16 protein-coding genes are annotated in these 14,666 nt (G+C 63.2%); 7 read left to right on the top strand and 9 right to left on the bottom strand.

Annotated elements, in window-relative coordinates; all coding sequences use genetic code 11:
- The 9 genes from flgJ to flgB all read right to left on the bottom strand — a co-directional run.
- A partial coding sequence (gene flgJ, locus ACO550_RS19950; RefSeq protein ID WP_485994943.1) for a flagellar assembly peptidoglycan hydrolase FlgJ occupies positions 1-772 on the bottom strand: 772 nt, incomplete at its 3' end.
- Positions 772-1,968 (bottom strand): flagellar basal body P-ring protein FlgI, encoded by a 1,197-nt coding sequence (locus ACO550_RS19955; RefSeq protein WP_315593692.1) that lies wholly within the window; start codon positions 1,966-1,968, stop codon positions 772-774. The genes flgJ and ACO550_RS19955, both read right to left, overlap by 1 nt.
- Positions 1,969-1,975: 7 nt before the next feature.
- Positions 1,976-2,680 (bottom strand): flagellar basal body L-ring protein FlgH, encoded by a 705-nt coding sequence (gene flgH / locus ACO550_RS19960; RefSeq protein ID WP_315593731.1) that lies wholly within the window; start codon positions 2,678-2,680, stop codon positions 1,976-1,978.
- An 8-nt stretch (positions 2,681-2,688) separates the two neighbouring features.
- Positions 2,689-3,474: a flagellar basal-body rod protein FlgG gene (gene flgG, locus ACO550_RS19965; RefSeq protein WP_315593693.1), complete on the bottom strand. Its 786-nt coding sequence runs from the start codon at positions 3,472-3,474 to the stop codon at positions 2,689-2,691.
- 55 nt (positions 3,475-3,529) lie between these two features.
- Positions 3,530-4,273 carry a flagellar basal-body rod protein FlgF gene (gene flgF / locus ACO550_RS19970; protein WP_315593694.1) on the bottom strand — a complete coding sequence of 248 codons (744 nt, stop codon included), beginning with the start codon at positions 4,271-4,273 and terminating at the stop codon, positions 3,530-3,532.
- Between the two features lie 28 nt (positions 4,274-4,301).
- Positions 4,302-5,555: a flagellar hook protein FlgE gene (flgE, locus tag ACO550_RS19975; RefSeq protein ID WP_315593695.1), complete on the bottom strand. Its 1,254-nt coding sequence runs from the start codon at positions 5,553-5,555 to the stop codon at positions 4,302-4,304.
- 111 nt (positions 5,556-5,666) lie between these two features.
- Positions 5,667-6,335 carry a flagellar hook assembly protein FlgD gene (locus ACO550_RS19980; RefSeq protein ID WP_315593696.1) on the bottom strand — a complete coding sequence of 223 codons (669 nt, stop codon included), beginning with the start codon at positions 6,333-6,335 and terminating at the stop codon, positions 5,667-5,669.
- A gap of 47 nt (positions 6,336-6,382) precedes the next feature.
- On the bottom strand, positions 6,383-6,790 hold the full coding sequence (gene flgC / locus ACO550_RS19985; protein WP_315593697.1) for a flagellar basal body rod protein FlgC: 408 nt from the start codon (positions 6,788-6,790) through the stop codon (positions 6,383-6,385).
- Between the two features lie 24 nt (positions 6,791-6,814).
- Positions 6,815-7,231, bottom strand: coding sequence for a flagellar basal body rod protein FlgB (gene flgB, locus ACO550_RS19990; RefSeq protein ID WP_315593732.1), 417 nt, complete (start codon positions 7,229-7,231; stop codon positions 6,815-6,817).
- Positions 7,232-7,632: 401 nt separating this feature from the next.
- On the opposite strand from flgB, the gene flgA reads away from it, so the two are divergent.
- The 7 genes from flgA to ACO550_RS20025 all read left to right on the top strand — a co-directional run bounded on the left by flgA (position 7,633) and on the right by ACO550_RS20025 (position 14,551).
- The gene (gene flgA, locus ACO550_RS19995) at positions 7,633-8,385 is read left to right on the top strand and encodes a flagellar basal body P-ring formation chaperone FlgA (protein ID WP_315593698.1); all 753 of its coding nucleotides are present in this window, start codon (positions 7,633-7,635) and stop codon (positions 8,383-8,385) included.
- Positions 8,386-8,663: 278 nt separating this feature from the next.
- A complete protein-coding gene (flgM, locus tag ACO550_RS20000) occupies positions 8,664-8,981 on the top strand; it encodes a flagellar biosynthesis anti-sigma factor FlgM (protein WP_315593699.1) in 318 nt (105 codons plus the stop codon).
- Positions 8,982-8,988: 7 nt separating this feature from the next.
- Positions 8,989-9,453 carry a flagellar protein FlgN gene (locus ACO550_RS20005; protein ID WP_315593700.1) on the top strand — a complete coding sequence of 155 codons (465 nt, stop codon included), beginning with the start codon at positions 8,989-8,991 and terminating at the stop codon, positions 9,451-9,453.
- Between the two features lie 165 nt (positions 9,454-9,618).
- On the top strand, positions 9,619-9,789 hold the full coding sequence (locus ACO550_RS20010) for a hypothetical protein (RefSeq protein ID WP_315593701.1): 171 nt from the start codon (positions 9,619-9,621) through the stop codon (positions 9,787-9,789).
- Positions 9,790-9,957: 168 nt separating this feature from the next.
- A complete protein-coding gene (locus ACO550_RS20015) occupies positions 9,958-10,986 on the top strand; it encodes an FUSC family protein (RefSeq protein WP_315593702.1) in 1,029 nt (342 codons plus the stop codon).
- Positions 10,987-11,088: 102 nt separating this feature from the next.
- A complete protein-coding gene (locus ACO550_RS20020) occupies positions 11,089-11,988 on the top strand; it encodes a YhjD/YihY/BrkB family envelope integrity protein (RefSeq protein WP_315593703.1) in 900 nt (299 codons plus the stop codon).
- 319 nt (positions 11,989-12,307) lie between these two features.
- Positions 12,308-14,551: an NADP-dependent isocitrate dehydrogenase gene (locus ACO550_RS20025; RefSeq protein WP_315593704.1), complete on the top strand. Its 2,244-nt coding sequence runs from the start codon at positions 12,308-12,310 to the stop codon at positions 14,549-14,551.
- The last annotated feature ends 115 nt before the right edge of the window (positions 14,552-14,666 follow it).

Consider the following 14,666-nt stretch of genomic DNA (forward strand, 5'->3'; position numbering starts at 1 on the left):
TGGTCGGGCCCTTCCAGTTGGCGCCGGCCTTGATGCCGAACACGTTGAAGGTGGTCGATCCATCCGGATTGCGAATCTCGCGGCGACCCCAGCCCGATTCCAGCGCGGCCTGGCCCACAATCAGCTTGGCCGGCACGCCCGAGGCGCGCGATGCAGCCATGGCCGGTTCGGCCATCCGATTGACGAAGCTGCTGATGTGTTCCGGCGAATCATCCGGCAGTTGGCCCAGCTGCGCCTGGCCGTTGCCCTGCCCGTCAGCCTGGTTCTGGTACTGGCGCAGGCCGGCCGTGGGGTTCCACGCGGCGCCCGGCAACGTGGTGCCGACCGGAGGCGGACCATCGGCGTCGGTGGCACCACGACCGTCGAGCAGGTGGGCCATCTGCGCATCGCGCACGCTGGCGCCGGTCACGCCACCGGCGGTGGCCATGCCCTGCGGCAGCTCGGTACCCGTGGCGCGTGCCAGCTGGCGAATCATTACATCAGCCAGGCCAATGCCGCGCGACGACAGTTGCTGCGACAGCTGTTGGTCCATCATCGACATGTACAGCTTGGTCTGCTCGTTGTCGAACATGCCGTCGGATGGCGTGGCATCGCGCATGCTCTTGAGCACCATCTGTGTGAACACCGCCTCGAACTGCTTGGCGGCGGCCTGCAGCGTGCCGGTGTTGTTGCCGGCGCGCGACTGGTTCTTTAGCGATTCGAATCCCTGCGTATCAAGGGCGAAGCGCTGCGAGATATCGGCCTGTCCGCTCAGCGTGTTGCCCGCCGCCATCAGATGATCTCCAGTTCGGCGCGCAGTGCACCCGCGGCACGCATCGCTTCGAGAATGGTCTGCAGGTCGGCCGGGGTCGCGCCCAGCGCGTTCAGGCCCTTGACCACCGCCGCCAGCGATGCGCCCGCCTTGACGATCTGCAGCGAACCGCCATCGCGCTTGAGGTCGATCTGCGACACCGGTGCCACCACCGTCTGGCCCTGACTGAACGGTGCCGGCTGGCTGATCACCGGCTGTGTATTGATGACCACCGACAGGTTTCCGTGGGCAATTGCGCAATCCTCCACCGTCACGGCCTGGTTCATCACGATCGAACCGGTACGGGCATTGAGAATGACCTTGGCCGCGGCCTTGGCGCGCGTGACGTCGATATTCTCGATACGGGCCATGAAGCCCACGCGCGCCGACGGCGACTGGGGCGTACGGACCTGCACCACGCGGCCGTCCATTGCGGCCGCCGTGCCGGCACCCAGGTTACGGTTGATGGCCTCGACCACGCGCTCGGCAGTGCCGAAATCGGTGTCCTTGAGTTCCAGGTTCATATAGCCGCCTTCGGGCTGGAAGGAGGCCACAGCGCGCTCGACGATGGCGCCATTGGCAATGCGCCCTACCGCCAGCTGGTTGATCTGGACCTTGCTGCCGTTGGCCGACGCACCCGCGCCGCCTACCAGCATATTGCCCTGCGCGATGGCGTAGACCTGGCCATCGGCACCCTTGAGCGGCGTCATCAGCAACGTGCCGCCGCGCAGGCTCTTGGCGTTACCCATCGACGACACCACCACGTCCATCTGGCTGCCCGGCTGTGCGTAGGCAGGCAGCGTGGCAGTCACCATCACCGCGGCCACGTTCTTGAGCTGCATGTTCTTGCCGGCCGGCAGCGTGATGCCAAGCTGCGACAGCATGTTGCTCAAGCTCTGCGTGGTGAACGGCGTCTGCATCGTCTGGTCGCCGGTGTTGTCCAGCCCCACGACGAGGCCGTAGCCGACCAGCGGGTTGTCGCGCACGCCCTGGAACGTAGCCAGGTTCTTCAGGCGTTCCGCATGCGCGGTACCCGTGCCCAGCACCAGGATGAGTGCGAGTAGCAGCAAGGACACGGCGCCGGCAAAAGAGACCGCGCGACCGGAGCGGGAACCAGGGCCGAACGGGGTGCCAAAGAACGAGCCTGGCTTATGGGAAGGCATCGGAGGCAGAAACATGGCGGAATCAGTACGGTAGGACATTGAGGAAGAAGCGCTGCAGCCAGCCCATGTTCTGCGCCTCGTCGATATACCCCTTCGCGGTGTACTCGATGCGCGCGTCCGCCACCTGGGTGGACGGCACTGCGTTGTCGCCGGTGATCGTGCGCGGATTGACCACGCCCGAGAAGCGAATGAATTCCGCGCCCTGGTTGATGGCCATCTGTTTTTCGCCAGATACCACCAGGTTGCCGTTGGGCAGCACTTCCAGCACCGTGACGGTGATGGTGCCGTTGAAGGTGTTCGCGGCCGTGGCACCACCGCCTGCCTTCAGCGAATTCGCACCACTGACGTCGGCGTTCTGGCTGGTACCGAACAGCCCGCTCAATGCACGTGGCACGGCATTGAATGCGAGGTTGGTGGTGCCGGTGCGGTTGGCGTTGGTTGCCGAATTCTTGCTGGCGTTGACGTTTTCACTGATCACGATGGTCAGGATGTCGCCAACGTTACGCGGCCGCCGATCCTCGAACAGCGGATTTCCCGCGTACGAGGATGCATAGATAGAGCCGGTAGCAGGGCCCGCCGCACGCGGCTCTGCGCGCGCGGTGGTAGGCATCTGCACCAGCGGCTCCCTCGGCATCATCGCGCAGCCGCCGCTTGCCAGCGCGGCCAGGCCGACGATGACATTGAGGACGATTGCACCGATGCGATACTGCGTGGCGGCCATGGTCATTCCCGTCATTAACCCATCTGCGTCAGGCGTTGCAGCATCTGGTCAGACGTCTGCACCGCCTTGCTGTTGATCTCGTAAGCGCGCTGGGTCTGGATCATGCTGACCAGTTCTTCCACCACGTTCACGTTCGACGCTTCGACGTAGTTGTTCTGCAGCGTACCGGCACCGTTCAGGCCCGGCACCGAGGTGTTCGGTGCGCCCGACGCGTCGGTCTGCACATACAGGTTCTCGCCCAGGCTTTCCAGGCCGGCCGGGTTCGGGAACGTGGCAAGCTGGATCTGGCCAACCGTCGCGGCGTTGGTCGAGCCCGGCTGCATCACGGTCACGGTACCGTCGCGTGCGATGTTCACCGACGTGTAGTTGGCCGGCAGCGTAATGGCCGGATTGATCACGAAACCGCTGGACGTTACCAGCTGGCCATTCGGATCGACCTGGAACGAACCGTCACGCGTGTACGACGTGGTGCCGTCCGGCATCGTGACCTGGAAGAAGCCCTGGCCAATGATGGCCACGTCCTTGGCATTGCCCGTTTGCTGCGGGTTGCCTTGCGTATGGATACGCTCCGTGGCCACGGGACGCACGCCGGTACCGAGCTGCATGCCGGAAGGCAGCACGGTCTGGTCCGACGACAGTGCGCCGGGCTGGCGGATCGTTTGATACATCAGTTCCTCGAACACCGCGCGGCTGCGCTTGAAGCCCGTGGTAGACACGTTGGCCAGGTTGTTCGAGATCACGTCCATCTGCGTCTGCTGCGCATCGAGGCCGGTCTTGGCAATCCAGAGAGAGCGGATCATGGGTTGTCCTAGTTCGCTAGTGTTGTCGTGCGTGCGATCGCTGGCGCGCGCGTCATCAGTTGTTCGAGAGCAGCGAGTTGGCCCGCTGGTCGTTGGTATCGGCGCCCGAGATCATCTTCATCTGCATCTCGAAGCGGCGCGCATTGGCAATCATGTCCACCATGGCCTCGACCGGGTTGACATTGCTGCCTTCGAGCGCGCCGGACACCACACGCACGTTGGGGTCCTGCTGAAGCGCATCCACGCCGGGACGCAGGCGGAAGTAGCCGTCGTCACCGCGCGCGAGCCCTTCGGGCGGCGGCGTGACCACGCGCAGCTTGCCTACCTGCGCCAGGCCGTTGGCGGCCTCGCCCGGGCCGCGCACCACCACGCTGCCATCGGTACCGATCGACACCGTCGAGCCCGGCGGCACGGCGATCGGACCGCCATCACCCATCACCGGGCGCCCCGCCGAGGTCTGCAACTGTCCGTCGGCCGATACCTGCAGCGAACCCGCGCGGGTGTAGGCCTCGGAACCGTCAGGCATCTGCACCGCCAGCCAGCCGTTGCCCTGCAGGGCAACGTCGAGATCGCGGCCCGTATAAGTCAGCGGGCCGGCCTTCATGTCGGCACCCGGCGTGGACGCCAGCGTGAAGGCGCGCGTCTGCGTTTCCTGGCCCTGCACCGGTACGGCGCGGTACAGGTTCACCTGCGCCTTGAAGGCTGGCGTGGAGGCGTTGGCCAGGTTGTTCGATACCGCGGCCTGCTGGTCGAGTATCTGCTTGGCGCCCGACAGGGCGGTGTAGATCATGCGGTCCATGGCGTATGCGTCAGCTCAGGGCCATCGATCAGATGTTCACCAGGGTCTGCAGGACGGTGTCCTGCGCCTTGATGGTCTGGGCGTTGGCCTGATAGTTGCGCTGTGCCACGATCAGGTTCACCAGCTGGCCGGACAGGTCCACGTTCGACTCTTCCACCGCGTTCGACTTCAGCGTGCCCATCGAACCGCCAGCCGTGCCGAGCAGTTCCTGGCCCGAGGCGCCGGTGGCCGACCACACGTTGTCGCCTTCCGGCTTCAGTCCTTCAACGTTGCCGAACGATGCCATGGCGATCTGGCCCAGCGACAGCGTCTGTTCGTTCGAGTACGAGCCCAGGATGGTGCCGTCTTCCTGCACCGAGAAGCCCAGCAGCGCACCCGAGGCAAAGCCGTTCTGCACGATGCTCTTCGGGTCGTTGTCGGAACCGAACTGCGTGGTGCCGGTCAGGTTGACCGCGGCAGTCATCGCGGCGGCGCCATTGGCGGCCGGCAGCGTGACGGTCGGAGCGGCGGGCGTGGTGCCGACCATCGTGCCGTTCGCATCGAACGAGATGGTGGTCGTGCTGAGGACATTGCCGGCCGAATCCGTCAGGTTCATGGTCCAGTCATTGCCGCCCGATGCGTTGAGCGGGGCCGGCGCAACGGGCGGGCCCGCCACGACCGACTTGCCGAAGTACGCGGTCAGCTGCTGCTTGTTGCCCAGCGAGTCGTACACGGTCATGGCCGTGCTGTAGCTGAACATCGACGAATCGGGCACGACCGGCGGCACTGCGGCCGGATTGCTGGCAAACACATTGGTCGGCACCGTGCTGCGCGAATCGAGCTGGAACTGCGCCGCGATGTTGGTCGTTGCCTTCGGCGGCATCTGCGCGTTGCTGATCGTGATCGGCTGCGGCGCCACGCCGCCGGCCTTCGAACCTGCCGGGTAACCGGTCACCTGCAGGCCCGTGGCGTTGACCAGGCGGCCATCGTCCAGGCGCTGCAGCTGGCCGTTACGCGAATAGAACACCGAACCATCGGTATTGGTCAGGCGGAAGAAGCCATTGCCGTTGCTGATGGCCACGTCCAGGTTGCGGCCCGATGTCGAGATATTGCCGTTGGTGAACGATTGCACCACGGCGTTCACGCGCGTACCGAGGCCGATCTTCGAGCCTGCGTACACATCGGCGAACTGTGCCGTCGATTGCTTGAAACCAACCGTGTTGGCGTTGGCAATGTTGTTACCGATCACGTCCAGGTTGGACGCCGCGGCATTCAGGCCGCTTACCCCTTGACCAAAACCCATGATTTTCCCCTAATAAGGCTGTCGTTCGTGAATTGCCCGCGCGTACGCCGGACCGGGTGATTCGTAATTTTCTAAAGGCGTTGAATCCGCTACCGTCGTTGGTGCCGATGCTCAGGAGATACGGCGCACGTCGTCGACGTTGGCGGTCTTGCCGTCGCCCAGGTCCACCAGCACGCCGGTGCTGTCGCCGCTGATGGCCTGCACCTTGCCGTAGATCAGCGCGACCGGGGTTACGTCCTTGCCGTTGGCCGTGGCGGCAACCTTGAAGCTGTAGTCGCCGTCGGCCACTGCGTTGCCCTGGTCGTTCTTGCCGTCCCAGGCGATGTCATGCACGCCGGCGGTCTGGCCCTTCATGTCGATGTTGCGCACCACGTTGCCGTTCTTGTCCAGCACCTGCACCGTCACGCTGTCTGCCGTCGACGGCACGTCCACGCCAATCTTGCCGGCCACACCGTCGGCCACGCTTACGGCCGAGCCGGGCACCATCACGGTCTTGCCGATCAGGCTTGCCGAATCCATTGCGCGGCTGGCGGCGGTCTGCGTCAGCAACTGCGTCATGGTCTGGTTCATGGTCTGCAGGCCGCTCACGGTGCTGATCTGCGCGAGTTGCGAGGTCAGCTGCGCGTTGTCCATCGGGTTGAGCGGATCCTGGTTGTTCATCTGCGTGACCAGCATCGTCAGGAAGTTGCTCTGCAGGTCAGACGCGCTGGCGCTGCCGCTTTGCAGGGCCTGGTTCACGGCCGAGGTGGAGGTGGTGCTGCCTACTGTGGAAGTTGCCATGGTGTATTCCGGCTAGTCGGAAATCAGGGATTCGAAAGGGTTGCGCGTTACTGACCAATGGTCAGCGTCTTCAGCATCATGTTCTTGGCGGTGTTGAGCACCTCCACGTTGGCCTGGTAGGAACGCGACGCCGAGATCATGTTGACCATCTCTTCCACCGGGTTCACATTGGGCATCGTCACGTAGCCATTGGCATCGGCCAGCGGATGCGACGGGTTGTGGATCATGCGTGCGGGCGCGGTGTCTTCCATCACGCCCGCCACCTGCACACCGCCTACATCGCTCTGGCCCGGCGTCGGCGCCATCTCGAAGATCACCTGCTTGGCACGATACGGCTGGCCGTTCGGCGCCACCGCGCTGTCGGCGTTGGCCAGGTTCGACGCGGTCACGTTCATGCGCTGCGACTGCGCGGCCATGGCCGAGCCCGCTACGTCAAAGATGTTCATGGAACCCATGGTCTACTCCATCAGTTCTGGATATCAGTTCTGGATCGCAGACAGCATCGTCTTGATCTTGGAACTCATCACGGTCAGACCGGCTTCGTAGTGCACCGTGTTGTCGGCAAACGCCACGCGCTCGGTGTCCATTTCCACGGTGTTGCCGTCGACGCTCGATTGCAGCGGAATGCGGTACTCAAGGTCGCGCTCGCTGTTGCTGATGGCCGGCGCCTGGGCAGCCAGGTGGCGGGTCGACGTGGTGGACAGCGACACGCCGTCGCGCTGCTGGTTGCCACGCTCCACCGACTGGGCCAGCGTGCTGGCAAAGTCGAAGTCGCGCGCCTTGTAGCCGGGCGTGTCCGCGTGGGCGATGTTCGAGGCAATCACCGATTGCCGCTGGGTCCGCAGGCTCAGCGCTTCCTGCTGGAAGCGGAACGCCGCATCGAGTCTGTCCATGATGTCTGCCTTTCCTGCAATGGCTTCATTTCGGGGAGAGAACTGCCGTAGACCTGGGTATACGCCCCGGTCGGGCTTCTTCAGGGTTGCCATCTTAGGGGCCGCCTTGTCACGCCAATCGCACGAATAAAGACGAGAAACCCGCGCATTTCCGGCTCGGTCTCTCGCGCGAGGCTGCCTACAATGGCTCCCACTGACTGCCTGCGTGGCTTTGCACGGCCGGCTCCAAAGGCGCGCCACACAAGGCCCTGCAGTCAGTGCGGGGATGGTCGCGTCACGGTTGGCCAGACCTCGCCACAAGCGTTTACGAATGTTCAACTGTTGTGCGACGGCATCGTCCGCGGGTTAACACCTTCGTACCGAACCTGCGTTCACTGCCGTCTCATCCTTGCTGGGATGACCCTATGACTCTCTATCGCCAGGCCGCCGCATGGATGGTGCTGGCCGGCATTGCGCTGGCATCGCCCGCAATGGCCGCGCCCGCCCAGGTCACGCCGGTGGCAGCCCCCGGCGCCGCGCACGCGCAGGCGGCCCCGAATCCGTTTAGCGATGACCCCGCACGCGTGGCCGTCGAGCAATTCCTGTTGCGCCAGTCGAACGGACTGCCGGGCAAGGTCAGCGTGCAAGTAGGACCGCCTTCGGGCGGCCGCGCACCTGACTGCGTGAATCCCGAACCGTTCCTGCCCGCGGGTGCCGCGCCTTACGGACGCGTCAACGTAGGCGTGCGCTGTGGTGGCGACCGGCCATGGACCCGCTACATGCAGGCGCGTGTCTCCGTACTGACCGACTACTACGTGGCCGCCCGCGCCATGGGTCCAGGCGAGACCATTACCGTCGCCGATCTGGAATTGCGTCAGGGCGACCTGGGCGCCCTGCCACGCGCCGTGGTGACCGACCCGTCGCAAGTTGAAGGGTCGGTGGCCGCTAACCGTATCGCGGCCGGCTCGCCAATGCGCACCGACCTGATCCGCAAACCGATTGCCGTGAAGTCAGGCCAGACCGTCAACGTGACCGTGGAAGGTGAAGCGTTCCAGTTGAGCAGCGAAGGCAAGGTGCTGACCGACGCCGCCACCGGCAATCCCGTGCAGGTACGTCTGCGCAACGGCCAGGTGGTGAGCGGACTGGTGCGCAACGGCGATACCGTAGTGCTGCAGTAACAGGCACCATGCATCCTGTGCATCACTTTTGGTTTCGATTTCTTTGTTGTGGTTAAGTCTTTGCAGTCTTTGCAGTCTTTTGCGTTATCGGGAAGTTAGTCGTCACACGGGCTGGGACCCTCGAAACAGCAGGAAAAAGCAGTCGTAACAACCGGCGCAGGCAGACCGTGCGAAAATGCGGCCAGCCCGCTCCGGGATTGGCCAGACAGCGCAGGAAATCATCTAAAGTTCCTGCCGGTCGGGCCGATAACCCAGAGGAACCCAGCAAGGATTTCACCGTGAAGATCAACAACTCCACTCCGTCCCGGCCCGCCGACACTACGGCTACCGAAGGCAACGCCCGTCCGGCGACCAACGGTGCCACGTCGACGGACCCCTCCGCCCTGACCGGCGTGCGCGTCAGCCCAATGGCCGCACAGGTTCGCGAGATTGGTGCGCGCCTGCTGCAGGACAGTGACAGCGACATCGATGCCGCCAAGGTGGAAGAGGTTCGTCAGGCAATTGCGGAAGGCCGGATCAAGATCGATCCCAGCAAGATCGCCGATGGCCTGCTCGCGTCATTGCATGAGCTGAGCCAGGGCGGCAGCCAATCCTGAACCTGACATGAGCCAAGCAGCCCTGATCCAGTCCCTTTCGCATGAAGCCAGCGCCATTGCGGCATTTGGCCGAACCCTTGCAGATGAGCGCGAAGCCATCAAGCGACAGGACTTTCAGGCGTTGAGCGAATTGCTCAACATGAAGATGGAACTGGCCCAGGCGCTGAAAATTGCCACGGCCGCACGCGAGGCGCAGATGATTGCGCTTGGCCTGCGTATCGGCGCGGGCGGCCTGCTGGTTGGCCGCCAGGTGGATCACGAGGTAGCCGAGGCGTGGCGCAAGGTGGTGTTCTTTGCGCACAAGGCCAAGGACTCCAACGAGATGAATGGCGCCATCGTCAATGCCCATCTGGAGTTCACGCAGGAAGCCATCCAGGTACTGCGACAGGGCGGCATGGCTCCCAACGAAATGTATGGCCGCAACGGCAAGTCGCACTCGAATGCCGCGGGCGTGAGCCTGGCCGCGGGCTGAGACAGCCCGTTTTCTGCAAGCGCGCGTCAGAGCCTGCCTACGTCAGGCTCGGCAATCGTCCGATTCCGCGCGACGGACTTCCTCCCTACATTGACAGTGAGCCACGCGCTGCAACTGCAGCGCTGTGACGTCCGGTAAGCAAAAACATCGTCCGGAGGAACTGCCATGTCATTTGCGCTATACGTTATTGGTCTTCTGCTGCTGGTAGGCGGCATCGCCTGGGGTCTTTCCACCGCAGGGCTTGCCCCGGTGTATATCGGCATTGCCTGCGTGATCGTGCTCGGCATCGGCATCATGTCGGCGGTATCGCGCACGCGCACCAAAGATCCATCCTGATCCCGCGGCGCCTCACGGCACCAAGCCGCCGTGGATAGCCCACAACTGCGCCCGGAACTGCCGCCCGGGCCCTCCCGCTTGCCTGACCTTCCGAATGTAAACATTGCGGAACTTGGGTCTCGCTCTATACACTCGAAGCGTTCTGATCTCCGGACGGTGATCACCGCGATGTTCGAGGCACTGCGAAAAACAACCAGCGCGCTGTTCGACCCCGACCGACGGTTCCGGCAGGCCCGCATTTTCCACGCCACGCGCGTGGCGCTGGCCTTGCTGGTTTCGATCGCGCTCACGACAGGCATCAATATTCCGCACGGTGAATGGGCCACCATCACCGTGCTGGTGGTGATCGGCGGTCTGCAGCACCACGGCAATATCCGCCGGCGTGCCGCCGAGCGCGGCGTGGGCACGCTGATCGGCGCCCTGATCGGCCTGTTCCTGATCATCCAGGAGAACTACTTCGGCATCCCGATGCTGACGTTCGGGCTGATGGCGGTTATCTGTGGATTCTGTGCCTATCATGCGGTCGGCAAGGGCGGCTACGTTGCGCTGCTGGCCGGGATTACGGTCGTCATTACTGCCGGGCACGGCAATCAGGATGTCTACGATGCCTTGTGGCGCACGGTCGACGTATTGATCGGCACGGTCATCGCCCTGGTGTTCTCGTTCGCGCTACCCGCCTATGCCTCGTACTCCTGGCGCTTCAAGCTCGCGGGCCTGTTGCGCGCCTGCGCGGCCGTGCATGCCAAGATCGAACGTGGCCAGCGCGACGAAAAAGAACGGCAGCAGGACATGATGAAGCTGTCGGCGTCGCTGGTACAACTGCGCAGCCTCATTCCGTCCGTGGCCAAGGAAACCAATGTATCCGCGGCAGATCTGGAAGAAGTCCAGCACAGCGCGCGCGTCTGCATCAGCGCGCTTGAGATGCTGGCTGCGATCGACCCCGATGCGGCGGACACCAGTGTCGACGAGCGCAATATCCGCGACCTGCTATTGGAAATGGCCAGCGCGCTGGAAGCCGGCGATGAAGCGATGGTGCACCAGAACGCGTCGCTGCCGGCGCCGCATCCCGACGACCCATCGATCGGCCATAGCTCCCATGCATTCCTGACCCTGCAACTCTCGGCGGAACTGGGCCACCTGCGCGATCACCTGTCGCAGATGGCCGCAAAAACGCGCTTTCCGTACGGCGTTCGCTAAGCCGACTTGCTTGTCTGACGGGGCTTGCGTGTCAGACAAACCCCGCTTGCGAGATGCCGGGCGCTGGTCCACATTGAACCCAGCACCTTCCACTCCGCCACCATGCAGCTGCTCGATGCCCGCATCCGCCTGGTGCTCCGGCACCCCCGGCGATTCCTGCTCAATGCGCTGACTCACTTCCGTGCCAACCAGGGCCTGCTGCTGGCCGGCGCCGTGGCGTACTACGCGCTGCTGTCGATCGTGCCTCTACTGATCCTGCTACTGATCGGCCTGTCGCACGTCATCGAGCCTGACCGTCTGCTGGCCACACTGGCGCGCTACCTGGAATGGCTGCTGCCGGGACAATCGCGCGCGCTGGTGGCGGAACTGTCGAGATTCATGACCAACCGTGGCGTGATCGGCTGGGTGCTGGCCATCACCATGATCTTCTTCAGTTCACTGGCCTTTACGGTGCTGGAAAACGCGATGTCGGTGATCTTCATTCATCGGGTAGCCATCCGGCGGCGCCATTTCCTGGTCTCCGCGATCCTGCCGTATTGCTACATCCTCGTGCTGGCCGTGGGCCTGCTGATCGTGACCGTGGTTGCAGGCGGCCTGCAAACCATCGGCGAGAGGCATCTGGAACTGCTTGGCCACGATTGGTCGCTCGACCGCCTGTCGGGCGGCCTGCTCTACCTGCTGGGGTTTCTTGGCGAAGTGCTGTTGCTGACGTCGATCTACCTGGTCATGCCGGTCGGGCGCCTGTCGGTGCGCCATGCACTGGTTGGCGCACTGTTTGCCGCGGTGCTCTGGGAGATCTCACGCCATGTGCTGGTCTGGTACTTTTCAACGCTGTCGCAGGTCGGTCGGGTGTATGGGTCGTTGACGACGGCCATCGTGGTGCTGCTTAGCCTGGAGATCGCTGCAACCCTGCTTCTGTTTGGCGCCCAGATCATTGCAGACTTCGAGCGCGGCGAGGATCCTGGCCGCGCCACGGCGGATGCCGGGGCCTTTCATACCTGAGCGAACCCTAACAAGTATCCCTTGAATCACAAAAGTCTGACCATACCCGACTAGCGAGGTCGGACTCTTCTATAAGATATAAGAATCTTCAGATTCACGCACTTGAGATTCTGGCGTAAATCAATGATTTTGAATGCAATTGTCGCCATGAAGACGGGTAGATGATCAACTCGGCCGTGAATGCCTCTGCATACAGCACACAAATTTCACATGAAGGATTACACCCCCGCCATGCAAAATCAGGCAAAATTCGAGTCTTGCCTCGAACCGCGACCCGGGCGGGGCATTATCCAAACCCGAATTTGATGCGAGATAAGCGATGAGCAACCAGCAGCCCACCATCATCTACACCCTAACCGACGAAGCTCCGCTGCTGGCCACCAGTGCCTTCCTGCCAATCATCCGCACGTTCACCGCGCCCGCCGGCGTGAACGTGGTGACCAGCGACATCTCCGTGGCTGGCCGTATCCTGGGCGAATTCCCCGAATTCCTGACTGAAGAACAGCGCGTGCCGGACAACCTGGCCGAGCTGGGCAAACTCACGCAAAACGCCGACACCAACATCATCAAGCTGCCGAACATCAGCGCATCGGTGTTCCAGTTGGTCAGCGCCATCAAGGAACTGCAATCGAAGGGCTACCGGATCCCCGACTTCCCCGAAGATCCGAAGACCGACGAAGAGAAGGCCATCCAGAAGCGCTACTCGAAGTGCCTGGGCAGCGCCGTGAACCCGGTCCTGCGTGAAGGCAATTCGGACCGCCGTGCTCCGGCCGCGGTCAAGAACTATGCGCGCAAGCACCCGCACAGCATGGGCGACTGGAGCATGGCTTCGCGCACGCACGTTGCCCACATGAAGCACGGCGACTTCTACCATGGCGAGAAGTCGATCACGCTGCAAGGCGCGCGTGAAGTCCGCATGGAACTGCTCACCAAGAGCGGCAAGACCATCGTGCTGAAGCCGAAGGTCGCACTGCAGGACGGCGAGATCATCGACAGCATGTTCATGAGCAAGAAGGCCCTGCTGGCCTTCTACGAAGAACAGATGGAAGACGCGCGCAAGACCGGCGTCATGCTGAGCCTGCACGTCAAGGCAACCATGATGAAGGTGTCGCACCCGATCGTGTTCGGCCACGCCGTCAAGGTCTTCTACAAGGACGCCTTCGCCAAGCACGCGAAGCTGTTCGACGAACTGGGCGTGAACGTCAACAACGGCCTGGTCGACCTGTACACCAAGATCGAGTCGCTGCCGGAGTCGAAGCGCGAGGAAGTCATCCGCGACATGCACGCCTGCCACGAGCATCGCCCGGAACTGGCGATGGTGGATTCGGCCAAGGGCATCTCGAACCTGCACGCGCCGAACGATGTGATCGTCGACGCATCGATGCCGGCCATGATCCGTATCGGCGGCAAGATGTGGGGTGCCGACGGCCGCACCAAGGACACCAAGTGCCTGATCCCCGAGTCGACCTTTGCTCGCATCTATCAGGAAATCATCAACTTCTGCAAGACCAACGGCGCCTTTGATCCGGTGACGATGGGCACGGTGCCGAACGTCGGCCTGATGGCGCAGAAGGCTGAAGAGTACGGTTCGCACGACAAGACTTTCGAGATCTCGGAAGACGGCGAAGCCCGCATCGTCGACAACGCCACCGGCGAAGTGCTGGCCGCGCTGACGCAGCAGGTCGAGCAGGGCGACATCTGGCGCATGTGCCAAGTCAAGGACGCACCGATCCGTGACTGGGTGAAGCTGGCTGTCACGCGCGCGCGCAACTCGGGCATGCCGGCCGTGTTCTGGCTGGACCCGTACCGTCCGCACGAAGCCGAGCTGATCAAGAAGGTGGAAACCTACCTGAAGGACTACGACACCAAGGGCCTCGAGCTCCAGATCATGTCGCAGGTCCGCGCCATGCGCTTCACGCTGGAACGCGTGATCCGCGGCCTGGACACCATCTCGGTAACCGGCAACATCCTGCGCGACTACCTGACCGACCTGTTCCCGATCATGGAACTGGGCACCAGCGCCAAGATGCTGTCGATCGTTCCGCTGATGGCTGGTGGCGGCATGTACGAAACCGGCGCGGGCGGTTCGGCACCGAAGCACGTGCAGCAACTGGTGGAAGAAAACCACCTGCGCTGGGACTCGCTCGGTGAATTCCTGGCGCTGGCCGTGTCGCTGGAAGAGCTCGGCATCAAGTCGGGCAACGCCCGCGCCAAGGTGCTGGCCACGACGCTGGACGCCGCGACCGGCAAGCTGCTGGACAACGCCAAGAGCCCGTCGCCGAAGACCGGCCAGCTCGACAACCGTGGTAGCCAGTTCTACCTGGCCATGTACTGGGCCCAGGAACTGGCCGCGCAAACCGGCGACGCCGAACTGGCCAAGACCTTCGCACCGCTGGCCAAGACGCTGACGGAAAACGAGAAGACCATCATCGGCGAACTGTCGGACGTGCAAGGCAAGCCGGTGGAAATCGGCGGCTACTACCAACCGGACGCCGCCAAGCTGGAAGCCGTGATGCGTCCGAGCAAGACGCTGAACGCCGCGCTGGATTCGGTGAAGGCCTAAGCGTTCGCCGTCGGAATATTGCAGGCCGCTTCATCGGTTTGCAGTGTCCGACGACAGCGCGCAAAAACGCCCCGGGGCAGTGATGCCACGGGGCGTTTTTTTTACGTCTTGCGAT

The organism is Cupriavidus sp. (genome assembly GCF_057315035.1).